Raw genomic sequence first — 21,340 nt, forward strand, 5'->3', positions numbered from 1 at the left:
CCAATCGGTTCGCCGACGTACCGTTTCATAAACCTTGCCTACTTCAAATGGCTTAGCGGCAACCCCACTGAATGTTCAGCTTAAACTCGTGCTTGCAAAAGACTAGAGTTGATACTGCCCGCGTGTTCGCCAGATGGGTAGATACTCAATCTATAAGAAGGCGCTCAACCAACCAGCGCGATACGACAAAGAGGTCAAAGAGTGAGCGCTGTCCGCCGGGCATTCTTCATGGCAATATTGGAGCAATATTCGCAAGTAATTGTCAGTATTGCAATGATTACCATCTTGTCGCGCCTGCTTAACAGCAGCGAGATTGGTGTAGCCGTGATCGGCTTGGGAATTGGCACGATTGCGTTGACATTCCGGGAGTTTGTGACGTCCGAGTACTTGATTCAGCGTGAAACACTGACAAACGAAGATGTAAGAACCAGCTTCACACTCACTTTTGGCTTCTCCGCCGTTATTGGATGTTTTCTGTATTTCTCTTCCACGTTCCTATCCAAATTCTATGGCCAGCCGGAGCTTGTTACCTTCATAAAAATACTAGCGCTCGCTGGCGTGATTGATTGCGCAGCCTGCCCGATAATTGCGCTACTGCGGCGCGATCTGACATTTGGCGTTGTGACACGTATCAATGCGATTGGAAGCATCACAAACGCTATGGTAACGATCCTTTTTGTCTTACTGGACTTTGGATATACAGGTTTCGCTTGGGGTACACTTGCATCGGCAATTGTTCGAGTCCTTGCCACCTTTCACGCAAAACCCATTTTCTGGATGTTGAATCCTTGCCTAAAAAGCTGGCGTTTCGCTTTTGCTTTCGGCTCTTATAAAGGAGCGTCAACCTTGCTTGACCGCTCGTATGAAGCCCTACCCCAACTTGTGCTCGGCAGGATCATGCCACTGACAGCCGTCGGTCTATACAACCGCGCAAATCTCGTTTGCGGATTACCGGACAAAATTCTTCTCTCCGCAATATTCGCGGTAGCCTTTCCGGCTTTTGCAGCCGAAGTCAGAGCCAACCGCAACGTCAAGAAAGCCTATCTTCAGATCATAAGCTATATTACGGTCCTCTATTGGCCAGCAGCATTGGCAATGACAATTCTGGCTTATCCAATTGTGCACGTCGCGCTCGGGTCCTCCTGGATCAATGCAGCTCCTCTTGTGCAGATATTTTCACTCGCCGCCCTTTTCTGGTTTCCGAACATTCTGACATTCCCCGTACTGGTCTCAATGGGAGCAAACAGGGAAGCATTCGAAGCCAATTTCATAGGCAGGGGGTTATCCATGTTTGTAATCTGTGCTGCCAGCTTTTTCGGCCTATACGCCTTGGCTGGAAGCCAGTTCATTGTTTTACCATTTCAGATGTATCTTTCGCTGATCTACGTGCGGCGACACGTACCTTTCGCTTGGCTCGAGTTGTTCCAAGTTTTGTATGGAAGCGCCTTGGTCACGGCTTGGGCCATCTGCGGCCCGCTGATAATCCTTGCGACGAACGGTTTTCAATTCGATCTGTCCATCATGCAGGCCTGCGTCGCTGCCTGCTTCTCTGCCGTTGGCTGGCTGTCAGGGTTATGGCTTATCAAGCACCCCTTCCTTAACGAACTTAATGGCATCGCAAGAATTGCGATGTCTACACTCGTAGCCAAGAAGAGCACTGTGGTGATCAAATGACAGGTCGGCCGGTCTCAAGCTACAAAGTGGATTGCTGACAATGGAATCCATCGACGTTGTCATACCAAACTACAATTATGGCCGATACCTCCGCGGTTGTGTCGACAGCATACGCAATCAAGCGGATGCAGTGCTACGCATCCTGATAATCGACAACGCCTCCACGGATGAAAGCGTATCGATAGCCAAAGACTTGGCTCATGCGGATCCAAGAATTGAACTGCTTCTGCGCTCTAAAAACCTTGGCGGGCATGCTTCGTTCAACGAGGGAATCGATTGGGCCCAATCGGATTATTTCTTGATCCTCTGTTCAGACGACTATCTAGCGCCGGAAGCCCTCTCGCGAGCGATGGCCGTGATGGATAGTAATCCTGACGTGCACCTAACACATGGAAAGGCACTGTTTCTAACCGAGTCCGAGATTCACCGCGAACAGATTATGAATTCGTCAGCGGCAGACTGGGCAATACAAGATGGAATGTCATTTCTGGCGACTGTCTGCCAAAGCGGAAGAAATTCCATCAGCGGCCCAACGGCAGTCGTCCGCACTGCAATCCAAAAGAAGGTCGGTCATTACAAGCCAAGCCTGACGCATACTGATGATCTGGAGATGTGGCTGCGGTTTGCACTCCATGGATCTGTTGCGCAAACACCAACCGTTCAGGCAATTGCCCGGGTTCATGACTTCAGCCAGTCCGCATCCGTCAGCAACTTGAAACAGTGGAGCATCGAATTCGAAGCAGCGTTTAGAACGTTCTTCGAAGACGAAGGGAAGCACCTTGCCAATACCGAACAACTCTTTCGGCAGGCGCGCCATGCGATAAGCGAAAGAGCATACTGGTCTGCAATCGCGCAATTTTGCCGAGGAGAGCAAGGCGCATGGGATTTGTTGCGCCATGCCATTGACCTGCGACCCTCAACGGCATTTCTGCCCCCCTGCAGTTACCTGCTGAAGAGAGCCGAAGCAGCAAGCCTGATAAGGAGCAGTGTAAAGAACCTTGGCAGCAGATTAAGAGCCTCCGTCTTGCCTACTCGCTCACCACGTTAAAAATGCCGGCTAAAGGGTGCGAAGCGGACCAATCACCTTCTCGTTCAACAATTTTTCCTGGATGCAAAGTTCCTGTTGAACCTTTATGTTTCTTGTAGCCAATTGCATGCGCACATCATCAAGGCTTGCCAATATTTCCGTGGTCTGCTTCTTCAAAATTTCCACGTTGAATGTCTCAATGTGTTGGCAATAGTACTGGTCGAACTGGGCCAGCAACTCGTCATTTTTTTGCGCGTATCCAAGAGAGATGGTTGGACGGGCGAGCTTCAAAGCGCAGACAATATTGTGATAGCGCGTTGCGATCACGATATCAGCGCTACTCATCTCATGCATCAGTTCGTGCAAGGTTGCACCTTGTCCTACAGTCATCCGGTTTATTGCATGTTCATCGATCGTACCGGAAACTTTCGCGATAATATCGCGCACCGCACACCAATCTCGTTCATCACCGGTCAACAAGCGAACATTGTGCCCCTCCTCAAGCAGCCAGCTGACGAAAGATGCAAGTTTGCCAATGTACAGACGATAAATAGCCTCTCCAAACATGGCTTCCTTTGACCATCCCCTATAGTCCATAACACCGACACCAATCGTCAACACTCCATCATCTTCTGGGCGGGACGACGATGGCACCGGAAGTCGAAACGCAATATCCGGAAACTGGTAATCTTGCTCCACAGGAAGGCCAGCCTTTTTCATATAGGTCAGAGAATAGCCATCCCGATAGGATCGATAATGCGCCATTCTTGCAGCGGACCGGAGAAACCAACGGCTCAGTTGGTGTTCGATCGGCCCTGCACCGATACTCACAAAAGCAATCTTGGTGCTGCGCAATCTGGCTGCCAGACACCAGCGGAAAAGGACAAACGGCCAGCCAAATGGAGTCTCCTGAAAGTCATCCAGTATTCCAGTGCCCGGAATAATCAGAAGATCCACTCCCCCAAGACACGCAAGAAGCATGTAAAGACTCGCGATTCGTCGTGGGATATCAGCAAGCAAGGCATTAATGCGGATGAGCCACCTGGTTCGCAAAACAATTCCGCTGATCCCGATCGATTTGATCTTATATTTTTTCTCGACAAATTCTGGGTTGGAACAGATGCACGTGAGTTCTGTGGTTTGCGGAAGAGAACGCAGAAAGTTCAGCATCGCCTCAAGAGAACCGTCATTCCCTGTATTACCGCTACCAAACTGCCCCAATAAACAGATTTTCATACAGAATCCCTCGACGAGGCATCGTTTATCAGTCCTCTCGTAGACGGAGTTTGCTGGGGCGCGCGTGCAAAAAATACATGGACATTGGAACAGTCCGACCACCCGAATGAGCAGAGACCTCATCCCAATGGACTATGGCCCTTACCCGCCATGAAGCATTCATTTCTATCGCGCCGCGGTTCATGTTGATTTTTGTCTGTTTAGTAAACTCAAGGTCAGAACTTCATGAAGTTCGCATATTTTGTCCGCCCTCATATCGGAGGCACTTATTCCGTATTCAAACAGTTGCGGGCCGGGCTGGCTGCAAAGGGCGTGGATGTTCGTTGGATGAGCATAAACTCCCCCGGTACAGTCCACGACGCCCAATGGCTTCCTGAGTTTGACTATGGATCTTTGGTGGAAATTCACGGGGGTATGACCGAGCGAGATCAGGCGGAGACACTCGTGAAAGCCCTGGAAGACGGTGGGTTTGATGGTATTTTCATTAATGTTCTCAGTGAGAGAATTCTAACCAATATCGCGCGCTATCTCCCGGAAAAATTCTTGCGGATTATGATCGTGCACAACATTACTGCGGGAACCTATAGCGCGGCGAAGGCCATAAAAAATCACGTCCATGCGACCATCGGGGTCTCCGAACGCATTCGTAGCGATCTGGTCAGAAAACTGAGCTTTCCCGCGCATCGTACTTTTGTCATCCCACATGCTGCCGGTTCGTCCAACCGGGAATTCCGGCGCGAAGCAAACGGCAGTGAAACTCTACGCCTCATTTTTCTTGGCCGCATAGAAGATGCATCAAAAGGTGTGTTCTGGCTTCCTGAAATTATGAGTCATCTCTCCAAAGCGATTCATTTGACGGTCGCTGGCGACGGGCCAGATCTTGAGAATTTGAAAAACAGACTCTCACCCCACCGTAACCGTATCACGTTTGCTGGTGCAGTTCACCCCGATCAGGTTTTCGATCTTCTTCTCCAACATGATGTGCTCATTATGCCATCCCGCTACGAGGGATTTGGGCTCACAATCACCGAAGCGATGTCGGCTGGCTGCATTCCCGTCGTCTCACGTATCCGAGGTGTCACGGATACAATAATCGACGATGGCACGAATGGATTTCTCTTCCGCATTGGACACAGCCGGGAAGCAGCACAGATCATTTCCGATATTCATTCCAATCCGAAAACGGCTCAATGGTTGTCCGACGCAGCCCGGTACAAGGCGGATGTCACATTTACTATTGAGATCATGGCTGAACGTTACTTGAACGTCATTCGCAACCTTACGACAGACAGGGGCGATATTGCAGCTCCGCTCAAAATTGAGAAGTGGGCAATGCCGAGAGGCCTGCGTTCCGGGTTGCGAACGCTGGTACCACGACCTTTGAAGAATTGGCTGCGTGTGGTGCGCGAACGGATTTGAATACCTCCCCGGGTAACATAGGAGACTTGGCATATGGTCAAATCAGTTACAGATTTTGAGAAATCCAACCACCTGCGTGAGCTCGCGCATCATCTCATTCCAGGGGGTGCCCATACCTATGCAAAGGGGGATGATCAATACCCTGTTCTGTCACCCGGCTTTATCGCAAGGGGCCATGGCAGCCACGTGTGGGATATCGACGGTAACGAGTACATCGAATATGGGATGGGAAATCGCGCCGTCGGCCTCGGCCACGCATATCCGCCTGTCCTCGAAGCCGCAATGCGCCAGCTCAAGCTTGGTTGCAACTTCACACGCCCGGCTGAAATAGAAGTAGAATGTGCGGCAACCTTTCTGGAGACCGTTCCTTCAGCGGAAATGGTCAAATTCTGTAAAAATGGGTCTGATGCAACCTCTGCCGCGGTAAGGCTGGCGCGCGCGGTTACGGGACGGGACATGATCGGTATCTGTGCCGATCATCCATTTTTTTCGACCGATGACTGGTTTATCGGTTCCACGGAAATGAGTGCCGGCGTGCCGGCCGCCATTCAGGAGTTGACCGTCGGGTTCAGATACAACAACCTTGAAAGCGCCCGAGAGCTTTTTGTGCGATATCCCCGCAAGATTGCTGCGCTGATCCTTGAACCTTCAAGGGGAGAAGGCTCTCCTCGGCCTTTTTTGCATGGTTTGCTGAAGCTCTGCCATGACAATGGTGCCTTACTTATTCTCGATGAAATGATCACAGGTTTTCGCTGGCACAGTGGTGGTGCACAGCAAGCCTATGGCATAGAGCCTGATCTGTCATGTTTCGGTAAAGCGCTCGGTAACGGCTTTTCAGTTTCGGCTCTTGCAGGCAAACGCGAGTTCATGAATCTCGGTGGCTTGAGCCAGCCATTTAAACCCAGAGTGTTCCTGTTATCGACGACGCATGGGGCGGAGACACATGCTCTTGCAGCTGCAATTGCCACCATGCGCGTCTATCAGAATGAACCAGTAATCGAACATCTTCATGCACAAGGGCAACGGCTCAGGGATGGTATTCAACAAGCGATCGACAGGCATGGCCTCGGCAATCACGTGCGTACCATCGGACGAGATTGCTGCCTGACCTATGCCACGCTGGATGCTGAGCGATTACCCTCTCAGGCCTTCAGGACGTTATTCTTGCAGGAAACGATACGGCGAGGGATTCTCATGCCTTCGCTTGTGGTTAGTTACGTGCATTCGACTGAAGACATCGATCGTACCATAGATGCAGTAGATGGCGCACTCGGCATATACCATCAAGCGCTTCGGCATGGGGTGAGCAACTATCTCGTTGGGCGTACCTCGCAACCGGTTTTCCGGCGCTTTAACAATGCGATGACGCACACTGGCAAACCGGAGCGGGTGGGCCATGCCTGACTTGCACCTGCGCGGCATATTATTGTGGGCAGTTTGTTCTTTTCTCGCACTTTATTCCCTGACCGCTGCAGGTGCACGGCAAACAGTCTTTCCGTTGCACATTTCAGCCAATCAGCGCTATCTGGAAGATGCAGCAGGGCAACCCTTTCTCATGGTCGCCGACACGGCGTGGTCATTGATAGGTGACCTCTCGCGTGAGGAAATCGACAGCTATCTGGCCGATCGAAAGAAGCGTGGTTTCAACACAATTCTTGTTTCCCTGATTGAACATCACTTCAGCCGAAATGCGCCACGCAATTTCTACCAGCAATCGCCATTCAAAGAGAACGGGAACTTTGCTGCTCCCAACGAGGCCTATTTTGACAATGTCGAATGGTTTTTGCGCCGCGCAAGTGATGATCGCTTTCTCGTACTGCTGGTACCTGCCTATCTCGGAGTGAACGGAGGCAATGAGGGATGGTACCGCGAGATGCAGATTGCCGGGGCCGGGGCGCTGAAAACCTATGGAGACTACATTGGAAAACGATTTGCCAAATTCAGTAATATTATCTGGATACAAGGTGGCGACTATGATCCCCCGGACAGAGACCTGGTGGAATCATTGGCAACGGCGATTGCCATAGCTAACCCCGGCACCATTCAAAGTGTCCACGGCGGTCGTGATGCGCGCACCGATTTTGTCTGGCCAGAGGCGCATTGGAAACAACTTGATACGGTGTACACCTACGGAAACGTTGCCGCTGCAACCCTTCAGCAATATCTCGCGCGGCCAACGCGCCCTTTCTTCCTCATCGAAGGTGTTTACGAGGGCGAAAACGGCGCAACCGAGGAAACAGTTCGAACAAGTGCCTACAGTGCACTTCTAACCGGTGCAGCGGGGCAGGTTTTCGGCAACAATCCCGTGTGGCATTTTTCAGGCCCGGGCTTACATGGGGAAACCGTACCATGGCCAATGGCGCTTTCAAGCCGTGGTGCCCAAAGCATGACTTATCTGAAGGACTTCTTCAACACAATTCCTTGGTGGAACCTCGAACCCGATCAGGGCAAAACACTCACATCGGAAAACACATCGACCTCCGGCATTGCAGTAGCTGGCCGCTCTCGCGATGGAAAACTCATCGCGGTCTATTTATCCGGAATGCGTAGCCTGACCCTCAGGGCGGATGTAAGCAAGCAATCGACCACGAACGCCAAGTGGTTTGACCCGTCTTCGGGAAAGTATATCCCGGCCAAAAAGCCGATGGTGACGACTGCCGGAAATCTGGAATATACCGTTCCAAATATCCGGAATGCATCTGGCTACGGGGACTGGTTACTGGTCCTTACACAAGGCGACTAGAGCAAAAGAGGTAAGAGCCTCTACGAAGGTTCAGCCAATAGCATTCTTGATCCTCCAAACTCCTCTCTCGTTCCGCAATGCCTGCAGAAGTAAGGTGACTACAAACGGGAAATCTTTGAAGAGGGTTGGAACAATGAAGGTACTTGTGACGGGGCATCGCGGTTACATCGGGTCGGTCATGGTCCCATTCTTACAAAAAGCTGGACATGATGTTCATGGTTTTGACAGCGAACTGTATCGAGAATGCCATTACGCGCCCGGAGGCGCCATGCCCGATGTCCCCGACCTGCGCAAGGACGTACGCGATGTGACTGTGAGTGACCTTCAGGGATACGACGCCGTCATTCATCTTGCGGCACTTTCCAATGATCCGCTCGGCAATCTCAACCCGAATATCACCTACGACATCAATTATAGCGCAAGCGTCCAAATGGCGAAGACTGCGAAGCAAGCCGGCATTCCACGTTTTCTTTTTGCCTCCTCATGCAGCAATTACGGTCAATCAGGTAGCGAAACAATTGATGAAACCGGGGATCTCAATCCATTGACAGCCTACGGATGCTCCAAGGTACTCGCCGAGAGGGATATTGCAGAGCTGGCGGACGATAGCTTCAGCCCAACATATCTGCGTCCGGCAACCGCCTATGGGCTTTCACCGATGCTGCGTTTCGACATTGTGCTGAATAATCTTGTGGCGTGGGCTGTTACGGATGGCGTCATCCTGCTGAAGTCGGATGGAACGCCATGGAGACCAATCGTTCATATTGAAGACATCTCGCGTGCTTTTCTGGCCGTGTTGCAGGCACCTCGAGACATCGTGCACAATCAGGCTTTCAATGTTGGTCAATCGGAGCACAATTACCGTATCCGCGATATTGCCAAAATCGTAGCTGATGTAGTTCCCGGTTGCCGATTGGAATTTGCGCCTGGCGCAGGCCCCGATACACGATCTTATCGGGTCAGTTTTGACAAGATCAAACGAACACTGCCTGATTTCAAACCCGTTTGGGATGCCAACGCCGGAGCTGAACAACTGCATGCCGCGTATGTGAGCGCTCATTTGACATTCGCGGAATTTGAAGGACCACGCTATCAGCGCATAAGCCATATTCGCCAGCAGATTGACGAGAACAAGCTCACTACCAGCCTGCGCCATCTTTCCGCCGCAGAGCGGTGCCCTGCGTTGGCAGATGCGGTCACGTGACTGCCCGGCATCTGATATGAGTGGCATCTTGAGCACGCCGAACTGGGTCGGAGCACCTGCCAATTCAGAGACTGACATCGGCACGCGTATTTTTAAACTTGCTGCCCGTTTGTTTCCGGTATGCCGTAGCATAACGGGTAGCGGAGTTCGCGAAACGCTAGGCGTTCTCGGGCAACACATCGATATCACGCGCCACGAAATACCCACGGGAACGCAAGTGTTCGATTGGGTTGTTCCATCCGAGTGGAACATATGTGATGCCTATGTAAAGGATGGGTCTGGACGCAAGATCATCAGTCTGGCGGAATCCAACCTGCATATCGTCAGCTATAGCAACCCGATCCATCGCATCATGCCCTTGAGTGAACTCAAAGCGCATATTCATACACTGCCCGATCAACCGGATCTCATACCGTACAGAACCTCATACTACAGCGAGCAATGGGGACTGTGCATGAGCCACAATGCGTTTCTCGCTCTCGCAGATGGCGATTATGAAGTTCTGATCGACGCCGAAAAAGCAGACGGCCATCTCACCTATGGCGAATATCTACACGAGGGTGCCACCGACAAGGAAGTGTTGCTGTCAGCCCATATCTGCCACCCTTCCCTCGCAAATGATAATTGCTCGGGTCTCGCTTTGCTCACTCTCCTTGCCGTGGCCATGCGATCGCGTAAAACGCACTATAGCTACCGCTTCCTGTTTGCTCCGGGAACGATCGGTGCACTCACCTGGCTTGCCAGAAACGAAGACAGGGTCGAACGCATCAAACACGGCCTAATCGTGTCATGCGTCGGAGACGGTGGTGGACCAACTTATAAGCGCAGCCGTCAGGGCAATGCCATCATTGATCGTGCGATGGAAAGTGTTCTGTGCTCTGGAGGCCGGCAGGCGATCATGCAGGACTTCAGTCCCTATGGATACGACGAGCGCCAATATTGCTCGCCAGGCTTCAATCTTCCTGTCGGTCTTTTCCAGCGCAGCGGCTTTGGTACATTTCCGGAATACCACACATCAGCAGACAATATGACGTTTATCACGCCCGAGAACCTTGCACTGTCCTTCCGGATGATCACCGAAGTAATCGATATTCTCGAAACCAACTGGACGCCGGTAAACCTTTTCCCCAAAGGCGAGCCACAACTCGGCCGCCGCGGACTTTACGCATCACTCGGCGGCGACAAATCAACCGGACAGACCTCGATGGCATTCCTTTGGGTTCTTAATCTTGCAGATGGAACCCACAGCCTTCTCGACATATCCTTGCGCTCGCGCTTGCCCTACCCCGATATCTTTCACGCCGCACAATTGTTGCAGGCAGAAGGGCTTCTGCGTAGCGGATCATATGCAAATGCCAAACATTGAGAGCCACCGAAATTGCCAGAATATCAAACACCGATGAGCGGCCAGGATAAATCCTTGTCCGATATGACCGAAGGCAGTGCCGGCCAGTCAATTGCAAAGGCAGGATCGTCAAAGCGCACCCCGCTTGCGGCTGGTGGATAATAGAACTCTGAAATGAGGTACGACACCACCGCATTATCACTCAAGGTCTGGAAACCGTGAGCGAAGCCCTTGGGAATATAGATCTGGCGGTTATTGCCTTCCGATAACTCAAACCCGGCGTAGTGCCCGTAATTCGTTGAATCTTTGCGCAGATCGATGATGACGTCCCATATTGCGCCCTTTGTACAGGAAACAACTTTGACCTCGGCATATGCGGTCGTTTGAAAATGCATGCCCCGCAACGTGTGCATCTTGAGCGAACGGGATGAGCTGTGCTGTACGAAGCGCGTTTCCAGCCCGCGCTCAATAAATTCCTGGGCGCAAAAGGTTCGAGCAAATGATCCCCTTTCGTCAGCGTGGGGGCGCGTTTCGATCAGCCATGCTCCGCTTAATTCTGTTTCGGTGAAATGCATCGGGCCCCGCTTGTTTCCCTGACCAGCATAATGGATCGAGGCAACAATCCTGTCAGAGCTTTGGTGCAAATGGAATTTCTCCATAAGAGGTAGCGAGAACAGTGCTTGAAGCTGAATACGCCGATACCATTCGCACGGTTCAACATTACCAATTCTTACCACACCGTTTGATGGAAATGTTCCACGCAGGTCCTCCGTTCGGATGATCCCCTTGATCGCATTGATATGTCGTCTGTCCGATCGCAAGGCCGTAGGGTCGGTATAAGGAAACCCGACAGGTTCCATATCGGAACATGGCCGATTGATCAGGAGCGAAGGCATGAACCTACAGGCCAGCACGCTTTCATTGGCGCACAAAGCGAGTGACAGAATGCATGTTTGCCGTCTGTGCAGTGCCAGCCTCAGACATACATTTGTCGACCTTGGGATGTCACCACCATGCGAAAGCTTCGTTTCCCGCGAGCAGCTTGATGGAGTGGAGCCCTATTATCCACTACATGCCTTTGTCTGCGAAGAGTGCCTTCTCGTGCAATTGGGCGAATATATAAGTCCGCAAGCAATATTCGAGGAATATGCGTACTTCTCTTCGTATTCAACGAGCTGGGTCGAACATGCCAAAAACTACTGCCAACAGATGGCAGAGCAATTGCATCTCGATCAGAAAAGTCTTGTCGTCGAACTTGCCAGCAATGATGGTTATCTCCTTCAGCATTTCATTCCGATGAACATCCCTGCATTGGGAATCGAGCCTGCTGCAAACGTAGCCAGAGTAGCGATCGAAAAGGGCGTGGCTACCCGTATAAAATTCTTTGGAAAAACCTATGCTGGTCAACTGGCTACGGAAGGTCTGCTCGCTGATCTGATCGTGGGCAATAATGTGCTGGCTCAGGTTCCGGATCTCAATGATTTTGTCGCGGGAATGGTCGTTCTTCTGAAGCCAGAAGGCGTCATAACACTGGAGTTCCCACACCTTGAAAAGCTGATATCACAGGGCCAGTTCGACACCATCTACCATGAGCATTTTTCCTATTTTTCTCTGCTGACCATCGAACATCTGGCAAAAAAACATCAGCTCAAGGTTATCGATGTGGAAGAACTGGTGACCCATGGCGGATCGCTCAGAGTTCATCTGGCCCATGTGACGAGTGCGAGGCCGATACAAAAAAGCGTCACTCATATCCGTGAGCAGGAAGTGAAGGCTGGGCTCGAACAGATTTCTACCTATACCGCTTTCACCCACCGAGCACGCAAGGTCAAACGTGATTTGCTGTCATTTCTTATCGCTGCCAAATCGGCAGGAAAGACGATTTGCGGCTATGGCGCACCAGGCAAAGGCAATACTCTCCTTAACTACTGTGGCATCGGACCCGATTTTCTAGATTTTACCGTTGACCGCAATCCCTATAAGCACGGTCGCTATACACCGGGAATGCACATTTCAATCGAACCTGTAGAGGCAATCGACCGTATCAAACCTGACTACATCCTTATTTTGCCCTGGAATCTCAAGGACGAGATCATCAAGCAGATGCATCACGTCCGCGAGTGGGGCGCCAAATTCATCGTACCCATTCCAGGTGTAGAGGTTATCGATCCGAGAGGTGATGAGTTATGAAAGTGGTTCTGTTCTGCGGTGGTATGGGAACACGGATTCGCGAATACTCAGAAAATGTTCCCAAACCAATGATTCCACTCGGCTCACAACCCATACTGCGTCACGTCATGCAGTATTATGCCGATTATGGTCACGAGGATTTCATCCTGTGCCTGGGCTACAAGGCAAATGTTATCAAGGACTTCTTTCTCAATAGCCGCCCTCAGACATTTGCCGACTGTGTTGTCAACGGCGACGGAACAGTAGAGGTCCTAGGCGAGTCGCAGAAGGATTGGCGTATATCCCTGATTGACACCGGCATATGGCGCAATATCGGAGAACGTCTCTGGGCCGTCCGCGAGCAGGTGCGCGGAGAGCGCATCTTTCTTGCCAATTACAGTGACGGGCTTACAAACGTTGATCTCAACGACATGATCGAAAAGTTCGAAGCAAGCGGCAAAATTGCGTGCTTCCTTGCAGTTCGACCACCCCTCACCTACCATCTGGCGGATATCGCCGAGGATGGCCGCGTTTGCGAATTTCGCTCCTCTGACAGATCCGATATCTGGATTAATGGTGGATACTTCCTCATGCGTGGCGAGATATTTGACTACATGCGGGAATCCGAGGAGCTCGTGCTTGAGCCATTTAGCAGGCTAATTAAAGAGGACATGTTGATGGCCTACAAGCACGAGGGTTTCTGGCGTTCAATGGATACCCTTCGTGACTGGCAAGCTCTGCAGGAGATGGTGGAACGCGGAGAAATGCCATGGATGATCCACTCAACCACGCGTAGCAATACTAGCATGCCGATGGTCAAGGCGCGATGAGATCATTGCCTGTTGTTGTTCGCGGGCAACGTCTTTCGATCCTGTGTCTTGGTGCCCATTCAGACGACATCGAGATTGGTGCAGGTGGAACAATCCTCCATATGATTGCAGAAGGTGCCTTGCTCGATATTCATTGGTGTGTGCTCAGCGGTTCGGGCAACCGGGCAACTGAAGCGCATGCATCCGCGCTTGATTTTCTTGCCGGCGCATCGTCAAAGCAAATCGAAATTGCGGAGTTCGAAGACAGTTACTTCCCCAGTCAATCGCGCGAACTCAAGGTATGGCTCAATGAGTTGCGAGAACGCGTTTCGCCCGACGTGATCTTCACCCATGCCCGCAGTGATGCACATCAGGACCATCGCGAAGTCAATCAACTCACCACGAATGTTTTCCGGGATCATCTCGTGCTGGAATACGAAATTCCCAAATGGGACGGTGACCTGATGCAGCATAACGTCTACGTGCCGCTCGCCACGGCAGTAATGCAACGCAAAATCGAACTTCTCATGAAGCACTTCGGTTCACAACGGTCCAAAGACTGGTTCGATGAGGAAACGTTTAGTAGTCTGGCCCGTCTCAGAGGCATGGAATGTCGCTCGCCGAGCAGGTTTGCAGAAGCGTTCACGACTCGAAAACTGACACTCGAAATCGGTTGAAGCTGTAGAAACGGGCATTCATCAAGATGTGTGCGCAGATCCGGCCTGGAATCGCATTGAGCGGGTTACAAGCTTCCACCAACAGTGATTCATTCGCTAGCGTTGGAACTCAGCCCACATCGTAACGGCGCGAATTCGCCATTCAACCACGTCCAGACTCCGTGCGTTGCAATAAGTACTACACCTCAGATCAATCCATTGGACTCAATGGGAGCTAGCTACATTACACTAACGGACTAATCACGCCGCATTTGGATAATTATTTGATATCAAAGTAACTATAGCTCGGTTTAAAGACTTTCCCGAAAGACCATTGTAAATTGAATTTATAAATAAAGTGCGAACGAAAATAATAAAGGTTCGCGGAAAACTTAAGGCTTGGGGAACTATTATGGATGTTATTCATGTGCCGGTTAATACCAATTCAGTATTAGAAGACAATTCTGGTCGAAATGATGCAAACAAAGAAAGTTCACATCTTCTAAGAAGTACAAACGAGAACAAGTTCAGCAGATATTCAATAGACGACTATTTAGTCATTATGGACAAACGCGCACTTGACAGGGAATGTCTGGCACAGGCCCTAACAACCCATCATATCGGCCTGAAGGTAAGGACCTGTGGTTCGTTACAAGAATGGAACGCCTCCGACAAACATGTCCCCGGACTACGCGCCGTCTTGGTCAATACGGGTAACCGTAATTTAGACGACGAAGAGCTATCGACGGAAATATGCCAACTTGTCGCTGCTTTCCAGAGTATCGCTGTTGTAATGGTTGCGGACAATGATGATCTTACATCCGTTCTCAAGGCACTGGAGCTTGGGGTGCAGGGATATATTCCAACAACGGTTGGGGTAGAGGTTTGCATGCAGGCTATCGAGCTTGCAATTGCAGGTGGAAAGTTCGTTCCTGCAAGCAGCGTGCTTGCACTGAGGAAACTCGGCGGCGGCCGAAGCGACGAATTCCGGCATATAACAACCTCGTTCACCGCACGGCAGACGGCTGTTGCTGAAGGGCTGCGCCGTGGCAAGGCCAACAAGATCATCGCGTATGAACTGAACCTCTGCGAGAGTACGGTTAAGGTCCATATACGTAATATCATGAAGAAGCTGGGCGCAACAAATCGCACTGAGGTGGCCTACAAGATCAGCGACATGATACCCCACGAATCCAGATTGTGATGGTTACCTAACAGACCAGTCAGCATCCGATTCCGCAGGGATTCTCGCAATGATTTTCTCCGACAGCACTCCTAATTCATCAGGAACAGCAATACATCGCCTTCTTTCCATCGTTATCAAACGAAGGAAAACAATGCTCACCGCACTGATGGCGTTTCTCCTTCTTGCAATCGTTGGCTATTCGACAACACCTGCCCAATACGTATCCGAGGCGATCCTTGCTCTCGATGTCCGCAAACTACAGGCTTTGCCGACCGAATCTGTCGTTTCACCATTACCGCAAGAAAGCCCGGTATTGCGAACGGAGCTGGATATTATCAGCTCTCGGATGATGGCTGGAAAGGTCTTGACCCGACTCGATGGATTGGGTTTTGATGCTGATGGACGGATCAATCCAGCGGATCAGCATCTGTCTGCAAACATCAATATTCCTGAGTCGCTCAGTCCATTATCAGAACAAATGGACGAAGATCGCAACCGCAGCCGAATCGATAAATTGCTCTCTAATGTCAGTGTCATGAACGATGGCAGATCCTATACCATCTACATCAGCTACAAGGCTGACAGTCCTCAATATTCAGCGGCAGTGGCCAACGCTTTTGGCGAATCCTATCTTGATTATCAGATTGATCTACAAACATCAGCCACACGACGTGTCAGTGAATGGCTCGGCGGCAAGTTAATCAACTTGAGAGCGACGTTGGAACAGTCCGAACGTGCAGCTGCGGACTTTCGCGAAAAATCCGGCCTTGTAAAAGCCAATGGTATGACGCTTCAATCACAACAAATTGCCGCGCTCAATGCCGAGTTGGCAAACCTGCGCGCTAAGCTCGCTGGAGCAGAGGCGCGGCTCTCAACGGCGATCGATGCATCGAACAACAAATCCGGTGTAGCATTATCCGAGATTCTTGGTTCGCCCGCAATTCAGCAACTACGCGCCGAGCAATCCCGTGTCGAACGCTCTCTCCAGGAAATCAGCCAGAGTGGCGCATCGCAGAGCGTGCAACTGCCACAGCTGAACTCGCAGCTCGCATCGCTGAAGAGCCAGATTGCCGGAGAAGTGCAACAGGTTATTGACAGCCTCAGGAACGAGATCAATGTCACCCACCGCCAGCAAGGCGCTGTGGAGGCTAATCTCAAGGAAATGCAGGACGGCATGTCGGCGGCCAACCAAGCTCTCGTCCACGCCGACCAGCTTGACCGTGAAGCAAGTGCAAATCGCGCTATCTATGAAAGCTATTTGACCAGATACAAACAAACAATCGAACAGGATGGCATTGCCACGGCGGAAGCGCGCATGATTTCACGCGCTGTTCCAGCTCGATCAAAGGCGAGCCCACACTTCTCAACATGGCTTGCAATCGGCGCAATCGGCGGGGTTTTTTCCGGTTTCTGCCTATCTCTTATTCTTGACTTAAAGGATAAGTCCATTCGTTCCGTGAAAGCATTGGAAAGCGCCGCCAGAACACCCATCATCGGTCGTATTCCGCGACTGTCCAGCGGCGAACAGAAGAATGTCGCGCATATTGTCGGCGAGGGACGTTACCGTTTCGCTCGCGCCATTGCAGATCTCCAGGCCCATCTTCTCTTGTCCTCTCCGCAAAAAATCGCTCGTGCCATTGCAGTCACGTCAGCCGGCACCCAGGAAGGCAAGACGCTGGTCGTTGCCGGTCTGGCCAGATCGCTGGCCGCCACAGGAGTGCGCACCATTATAATTGATGCCAATTTCAGAGCACCAATGGTTGCACAAGAGTTTGGCGATCAGTTCGGCCCATATCTGGAGGACGTAATCCGGGGCAGGAAAACGCTCGAAGCCGCCATTCAACATGACCTATTCTCGTCAATCGACTTCGTAGCAACCCAAGCCTGTTCTGTCCCAGCTGAGTTTCTTCTAGGGCATCAACAATTTGCCAAATTGATCAATACGCTCAAACAACAATATGACATCGTTCTCATTGACACGCCGGCGGTTTGTTTGAGCGCGGATGCAATCCGGGTCGCATCATTAGCCGATACTACCCTATTGGTGGCCAGATGCGACAAGGCCAACACCGACGACATCATCAGCGCCGTCAAAATGCTCACGTCCGAGGGACGCAAATTAAGCGGCATCGTCATAAACAGCGATCAAAGCGTGCGGGATATTTCCCAAACAGATCAGTTACCCCCGGCAAATGCTATAGCTAAACGCTTCGTCAAGGAAATAGCCAGCTATGCAAGGTCCCGCTCTTCAGTAGTCAAGGCATGAGGCCGGAAATGTTCAAAATGCACAGAAGCCGCCGCGTACAGTCACATCCACGTATACGCAATCTTCTTGTGGCAGGCGCTTTTTCATCAATGCTGCTATTTTCCTTCGCAACGCCACCAGCTCACGCAGCCGAGGCACCGTACAAGATTGCGTCCGGCGACGTCTTGCTCATCACGGTTTACGGCGATGCGGGATTGACGGGCACTTTCCCGGTGAGCGTGGATGGAACGATTGCCTATCCGATCCTCGGAAACATATCCGTTTACAACCATACGATCGCCGAGATTGGAGAAACCATTACACAATCACTTTTGCAGCACATACCCGGCCTTTCTGTGTCTGTTGCGGTGAAAGAGTACGCTCCGGTATTTGTCATCGGCGATGTGCAGAAACCTGGAAAGTATGAGTACCGGCCCGGGATGATTGCCTTAGAGCTTTTCGCGCTGAGCGGAGGACTACGACAGGCCTCAGATAAACTTGATACCGCGGGCATTCAGCTGGTTACAGCACGTCAGGAATATGCGGATACATCATTGCAGCTCTTTGCACAGGATGTGAAACGCGCCCGTCTCCAAGCCGAGCTTAATCAAAAGCCATTTGAGTACAATCTGGCCGCTGGCATAGATGTTATCGAAGATAAGCCTGCGCGACAGCAAGCCGTGGATTCCGAACGCAAGCTTTTTGATCTTCGGCTCTCAGCTCTCGAAAGCGAGGCGAATGCGCTTCAAGCGCAAAAGAAGAACTACGAGGAGGAAATAACCACTCTGAAAGAAAGTACCCAACTGCGTAACGACGAGATTTCTCTACTCGAACAGAATGTGAAAGCATCGCAGAGTCTTGTGGACAAAGGCCTTACAGCACAATCGACATTACGTGATACACAGCGCCAACTCTCGGCCATGCGCAGAGACGCGCTTGAGTTCGGCTCCTTTCTGGCCCGCGCCAAACAGAATGAAAACGTGATTGAGCAGCGTCTGCTCGCCTTGCGCGATTCCCGCTCGAATGATGCTGCAAAAGATCTGAGAGATATCGAGATCGACATTCTGCGCCTGCGCAAGAAAATGGCCTTTATCGCGCAAACGATGGGCGAGATAGGTGCAGCTGCACAACGCGTCAGTTCACGCGAAGAAACCGTCAAACTCGCCTTTACTGTCGTTCGGGTTATTGATGGTACGTATCAGGAAACGATCCTGTCCGAGCACGACATGATCAAAGCCGGTGATATATTGCGCGCCCAGCTTGAATTGCCCAAAGAAGTCGCTACCAAGACCGTAAACTGACGAGTGGGCTCTGTTCCGGCGCCATCCTGCAGCGCAGGCATGCCGAACCATTTGCAAAATAAGGATCGTTCTTTCTGAAAATCTTGCCCGACCTGCCGGAACGGCAGTTTCTTAAGCAGATACGGTATTATCTAACGCGCGCAAAAGAGCGTCCTCAGTCTGCCAACGGATGTAGAGGTCCCGAATACCTGTCTCAAGTTCTATACGCGGACGCCATCCCATGTCTTGCATCGCCGACGAGTCGAGTAGCTTTCTGGGCGCGCCGTCCGGCTTTGATGCATCAAATATGATGGACCCACGATAATCCACACTCCTGGCAACGAGTAAGGCAAGATCGTGGATGGAAATCTCTCTTCCAGAACCGATATTTACATGGGCGACAGAGCTATAATTTTTCATAAGGAAAACACACGCATCGGCGAGATCATCCACATGGAGAAACTCGCGGCGCGGAGTACCTGTCCCCCATACGGGGGCGGTTGGACTCTCTGACACCTTAGCCTCATGCATCTTTCGTATCAGTGCCGGCAGAACATGCGCTTGTTGGAGATCAAAATTATCATTTGGGCCGTAAAGATTGGTCGGCATCGCCGTAATAAAGCACTGACGATACTGACGGGCATAAGCTTCGGCGAGCTTGAGGCCTGCAATCTTGGCAACAGCATAGGCTTCATTCGTCTGCTCCAGGCTTCCTGTCAGCAACGCCTGTTCCTCGATGGGTTGCTCGGCATATTTCGGATAGATGCAGCTAGAACCGAGCCACAGCAGTTTTGTCACATCAAGCCCATGTGCAGCGCGCATGATATTCATAGCGATCATTGTGTTGTCATAAAGAAAATCTGCCGGATAAAGGGAATTGGCCAGAATTCCACCAACACGTGCGGCTGCGATGAATATGACGTCTGGTCGCATCAACGCCATCCACTCTTCCGTCTCGCGCTGGCGTGTCAGATCAAGGTCTGCATGATCAACCTTGAGCAGATGACATCCCTCACCATGCAGGCGACGCACCAGAGCAGAACCAACCATGCCGGTATGCCCCGCAACCCATATCCTTTTGTTACGCAGATCAAATCTATGCCGCACAATCTCAGCCATAGACATCGTTCCGACTTTCTTCGCGCATGATGGTCTTCATGTCAGACTCAACCATTTCGGCAACGAGATCTTCAAATGCTGTTGTATGGCTCCAACCTAGTTTGATCCGTGCCTTCTCGGGATTGCCAAGCAGCAGATCAACTTCTGTGGGTCTGAAATGGCGGGGATCGATCTCTATGATCTCCTTGCCGCTTTTGCGATCATAGCCGATTTCATCGACACCTGAACCGCTCCACTCAATCGTTGTCCCGACTGTCGCAAATGCCTTCTCCACGAATTCCCGCACCGTATGTGTTTCGCCGGTGGCCAGCACATAATCATCAGGACTGTCTTGCTGCATGATGCGCCACATGCCATCCACGTAATCACGTGCATGCCCCCAATCCCTTTTCGCTTCAAGATTTCCCAGGCGAAGCTTATCCTGCAATCCACGCTCGATAGCAGCCACAGCCCGGGTGATCTTTCTGGTCACAAATGTTTCACCACGTATCGGGCTCTCGTGATTGAACAGGATGCCGTTTGACGCGTGAAAGCCATAGGCCTCGCGATAATTGACTGTGATCCAATAGGCATAGAGTTTGGCTACCGCATAGGGGCTGCGCGGGTGAAACGGCGTACCCTCATGTTGTGGCGCTTCAGCGCTTTTGCCGAACAGCTCGGATGTCGAAGCTTGATAGAAGCGACAGGTCTTTTCGATCTTCATGATACGCATCGCTTCCAACAGACGCAAAGTACCCATCGCATCAGCGTTCGCTGTATATTCCGGTGTTTCGAAACTTACCTGCACATGGCTTTGCGCCCCAAGATTATAGATTTCATCAGGCTGGATTTCCTGAACCACGCGGCAAAGATTTGTAGCGTCGGTCAAATCACCGAAGTGCAAATGAAATCGAACGTCGTCATCGTGCGGGTCCTGATAAAGATGGTCGATACGGGCAGTATTGAACGACGACGAACGACGTTTAAGACCATGAACAATGTAACCTTTGTTCAGTAGAAATTCGCTCAGATAAGCACCATCTTGCCCAGTCACGCCGATGATCAATGCGGTTTTTGCAGCCATTCGCAATTTTCCATCTTCTGCGCAAGGCGTTCAATAACACGCGCACTGCCTGGCCAATTTCGGTCGTTGAGGCGATCTCATCGACAATGAATATTGAGCGAGTATAGGCAGCGGTGGCGAATAGACACTTTGGCAATAGGGATAAGATTCCAGAACAGCCGCAAC

The 21,340-nt window shown here is 51.2% G+C and carries 17 protein-coding genes; 13 read left to right on the top strand and 4 right to left on the bottom strand.

Going from position 1 to position 21,340, the window contains the following annotated elements:
• Nucleotides 1-201 precede the first annotated feature (201 nt).
• Together BLU05_RS16585 and BLU05_RS16590 are read left to right on the top strand one after the other, a co-directional pair.
• Nucleotides 202-1,674, top strand: a complete 1,473-nt coding sequence (locus tag BLU05_RS16585; protein WP_139210480.1) for an oligosaccharide flippase family protein — start codon at nt 202-204, stop codon at nt 1,672-1,674.
• Nucleotides 1,675-1,714: 40 nt separating this feature from the next.
• Nucleotides 1,715-2,722 carry a glycosyltransferase family 2 protein gene (locus tag BLU05_RS16590; RefSeq protein WP_091882096.1) on the top strand — a complete coding sequence of 336 codons (1,008 nt, stop codon included), beginning with the start codon at nt 1,715-1,717 and terminating at the stop codon, nt 2,720-2,722.
• A 9-nt stretch (nt 2,723-2,731) separates the two neighbouring features.
• On the opposite strand, the gene BLU05_RS16595 is transcribed toward BLU05_RS16590, so the two are convergent.
• Entirely contained in the window at nt 2,732-3,937 is a 1,206-nt protein-coding gene (locus BLU05_RS16595; protein ID WP_091882099.1) for a polysaccharide pyruvyl transferase family protein, read from the bottom strand.
• A gap of 225 nt (nt 3,938-4,162) precedes the next feature.
• Here BLU05_RS16595 and BLU05_RS16600 point away from each other — a divergent pair, with 225 nt between their 5' ends.
• The 5 genes from BLU05_RS16600 to BLU05_RS16620 all read left to right on the top strand — a co-directional run bounded on the left by BLU05_RS16600 (nt 4,163) and on the right by BLU05_RS16620 (nt 10,669).
• Nucleotides 4,163-5,356 carry a glycosyltransferase family 4 protein gene (locus BLU05_RS16600; RefSeq protein WP_091882102.1) on the top strand — a complete coding sequence of 398 codons (1,194 nt, stop codon included), beginning with the start codon at nt 4,163-4,165 and terminating at the stop codon, nt 5,354-5,356.
• A 33-nt stretch (nt 5,357-5,389) separates the two neighbouring features.
• Complete coding sequence (locus BLU05_RS16605) at nt 5,390-6,760, top strand: glutamate-1-semialdehyde 2,1-aminomutase (RefSeq protein ID WP_091882105.1); 1,371 nt, start codon at nt 5,390-5,392, stop codon at nt 6,758-6,760.
• On the top strand, nt 6,753-8,099 hold the full coding sequence (locus BLU05_RS16610; protein ID WP_091882108.1) for a glycoside hydrolase family 140 protein: 1,347 nt from the start codon (nt 6,753-6,755) through the stop codon (nt 8,097-8,099). The genes BLU05_RS16605 and BLU05_RS16610 overlap by 8 nt, the downstream gene beginning before the upstream one ends.
• Nucleotides 8,100-8,232: 133 nt before the next feature.
• Nucleotides 8,233-9,303, top strand: a complete 1,071-nt coding sequence (locus BLU05_RS16615; RefSeq protein ID WP_091882110.1) for an NAD-dependent epimerase/dehydratase family protein — start codon at nt 8,233-8,235, stop codon at nt 9,301-9,303.
• Between the two features lie 28 nt (nt 9,304-9,331).
• Entirely contained in the window at nt 9,332-10,669 is a 1,338-nt protein-coding gene (locus BLU05_RS16620) for a DUF4910 domain-containing protein (protein ID WP_244518389.1), read from the top strand.
• Between the two features lie 23 nt (nt 10,670-10,692).
• On the opposite strand, the gene rfbC is transcribed toward BLU05_RS16620, so the two are convergent.
• Entirely contained in the window at nt 10,693-11,223 is a 531-nt protein-coding gene (gene rfbC / locus BLU05_RS16625; RefSeq protein ID WP_091882355.1) for a dTDP-4-dehydrorhamnose 3,5-epimerase, read from the bottom strand.
• A 319-nt stretch (nt 11,224-11,542) separates the two neighbouring features.
• Between rfbC and BLU05_RS16630 the strand changes: the two genes are divergently transcribed.
• The 6 genes from BLU05_RS16630 to BLU05_RS16655 all read left to right on the top strand — a co-directional run bounded on the left by BLU05_RS16630 (nt 11,543) and on the right by BLU05_RS16655 (nt 19,014).
• On the top strand, nt 11,543-12,838 hold the full coding sequence (locus BLU05_RS16630; RefSeq protein ID WP_091882116.1) for a class I SAM-dependent methyltransferase: 1,296 nt from the start codon (nt 11,543-11,545) through the stop codon (nt 12,836-12,838).
• Nucleotides 12,835-13,647 carry a sugar phosphate nucleotidyltransferase gene (locus BLU05_RS16635; protein WP_091882119.1) on the top strand — a complete coding sequence of 271 codons (813 nt, stop codon included), beginning with the start codon at nt 12,835-12,837 and terminating at the stop codon, nt 13,645-13,647. The genes BLU05_RS16630 and BLU05_RS16635 overlap by 4 nt, the downstream gene beginning before the upstream one ends.
• A complete protein-coding gene (locus BLU05_RS16640) occupies nt 13,644-14,303 on the top strand; it encodes a PIG-L deacetylase family protein (protein ID WP_091882122.1) in 660 nt (219 codons plus the stop codon). Before BLU05_RS16635 ends, BLU05_RS16640 begins: the two co-directional genes overlap by 4 nt.
• Before the next feature lie 391 nt (nt 14,304-14,694).
• Nucleotides 14,695-15,486: a response regulator transcription factor gene (locus tag BLU05_RS16645; RefSeq protein WP_244518390.1), complete on the top strand. Its 792-nt coding sequence runs from the start codon at nt 14,695-14,697 to the stop codon at nt 15,484-15,486.
• A 49-nt stretch (nt 15,487-15,535) separates the two neighbouring features.
• On the top strand, nt 15,536-17,734 hold the full coding sequence (locus tag BLU05_RS16650) for a GumC family protein (protein ID WP_091882124.1): 2,199 nt from the start codon (nt 15,536-15,538) through the stop codon (nt 17,732-17,734).
• Between the two features lie 8 nt (nt 17,735-17,742).
• Nucleotides 17,743-19,014, top strand: a complete 1,272-nt coding sequence (locus tag BLU05_RS16655) for a polysaccharide biosynthesis/export family protein (protein WP_244518391.1) — start codon at nt 17,743-17,745, stop codon at nt 19,012-19,014.
• A 111-nt stretch (nt 19,015-19,125) separates the two neighbouring features.
• Here BLU05_RS16655 and BLU05_RS16660 read toward each other — a convergent pair whose 3' ends face one another.
• Together BLU05_RS16660 and gmd are read right to left on the bottom strand one after the other, a co-directional pair.
• The gene (locus BLU05_RS16660) at nt 19,126-20,112 is read right to left on the bottom strand and encodes a GDP-L-fucose synthase family protein (RefSeq protein ID WP_091882126.1); all 987 of its coding nucleotides are present in this window, start codon (nt 20,110-20,112) and stop codon (nt 19,126-19,128) included.
• Nucleotides 20,105-21,175 carry a GDP-mannose 4,6-dehydratase gene (gene gmd / locus BLU05_RS16665; RefSeq protein ID WP_091882128.1) on the bottom strand — a complete coding sequence of 357 codons (1,071 nt, stop codon included), beginning with the start codon at nt 21,173-21,175 and terminating at the stop codon, nt 20,105-20,107. The genes BLU05_RS16660 and gmd overlap by 8 nt, the downstream gene beginning before the upstream one ends.
• Between the last annotated feature and the right edge of the window lie 165 nt (nt 21,176-21,340).

Source organism: Phyllobacterium sp. OV277, from assembly GCF_900104355.1.
In the GTDB taxonomy this organism is placed as follows: Bacteria; Pseudomonadota; Alphaproteobacteria; order Rhizobiales; family Rhizobiaceae; genus Phyllobacterium.

Bases quoted from the DNA above. Each gene is read 5' to 3' on its own strand.
- BLU05_RS16590 (WP_091882096.1), top strand. From the start codon at position 1,715: ATGGAATCCATCGACGTTGTCATACCAAACTACAATTATGGCCGATAC.
- BLU05_RS16595 (WP_091882099.1), bottom strand. From the start codon at position 3,937: ATGAAAATCTGTTTATTGGGGCAGTTTGGTAGCGGTAATACAGGGAAT.
- BLU05_RS16600 (WP_091882102.1), top strand. From the start codon at position 4,163: ATGAAGTTCGCATATTTTGTCCGCCCTCATATCGGAGGCACTTATTCC.
- BLU05_RS16605 (WP_091882105.1), top strand. From the start codon at position 5,390: ATGGTCAAATCAGTTACAGATTTTGAGAAATCCAACCACCTGCGTGAG.
- BLU05_RS16610 (WP_091882108.1), top strand. From the start codon at position 6,753: ATGCCTGACTTGCACCTGCGCGGCATATTATTGTGGGCAGTTTGTTCT.
- BLU05_RS16615 (WP_091882110.1), top strand. From the start codon at position 8,233: ATGAAGGTACTTGTGACGGGGCATCGCGGTTACATCGGGTCGGTCATG.
- rfbC (WP_091882355.1), bottom strand. From the start codon at position 11,223: ATGCATTTCACCGAAACAGAATTAAGCGGAGCATGGCTGATCGAAACG.
- BLU05_RS16630 (WP_091882116.1), top strand. From the start codon at position 11,543: ATGAACCTACAGGCCAGCACGCTTTCATTGGCGCACAAAGCGAGTGAC.
- BLU05_RS16635 (WP_091882119.1), top strand. From the start codon at position 12,835: ATGAAAGTGGTTCTGTTCTGCGGTGGTATGGGAACACGGATTCGCGAA.
- BLU05_RS16640 (WP_091882122.1), top strand. From the start codon at position 13,644: ATGAGATCATTGCCTGTTGTTGTTCGCGGGCAACGTCTTTCGATCCTG.
- BLU05_RS16645 (WP_244518390.1), top strand. From the start codon at position 14,695: ATGGATGTTATTCATGTGCCGGTTAATACCAATTCAGTATTAGAAGAC.
- BLU05_RS16650 (WP_091882124.1), top strand. From the start codon at position 15,536: ATGATTTTCTCCGACAGCACTCCTAATTCATCAGGAACAGCAATACAT.
- BLU05_RS16655 (WP_244518391.1), top strand. From the start codon at position 17,743: ATGTTCAAAATGCACAGAAGCCGCCGCGTACAGTCACATCCACGTATA.
- BLU05_RS16660 (WP_091882126.1), bottom strand. From the start codon at position 20,112: ATGGCTGAGATTGTGCGGCATAGATTTGATCTGCGTAACAAAAGGATA.
- gmd (WP_091882128.1), bottom strand. From the start codon at position 21,175: ATGGCTGCAAAAACCGCATTGATCATCGGCGTGACTGGGCAAGATGGT.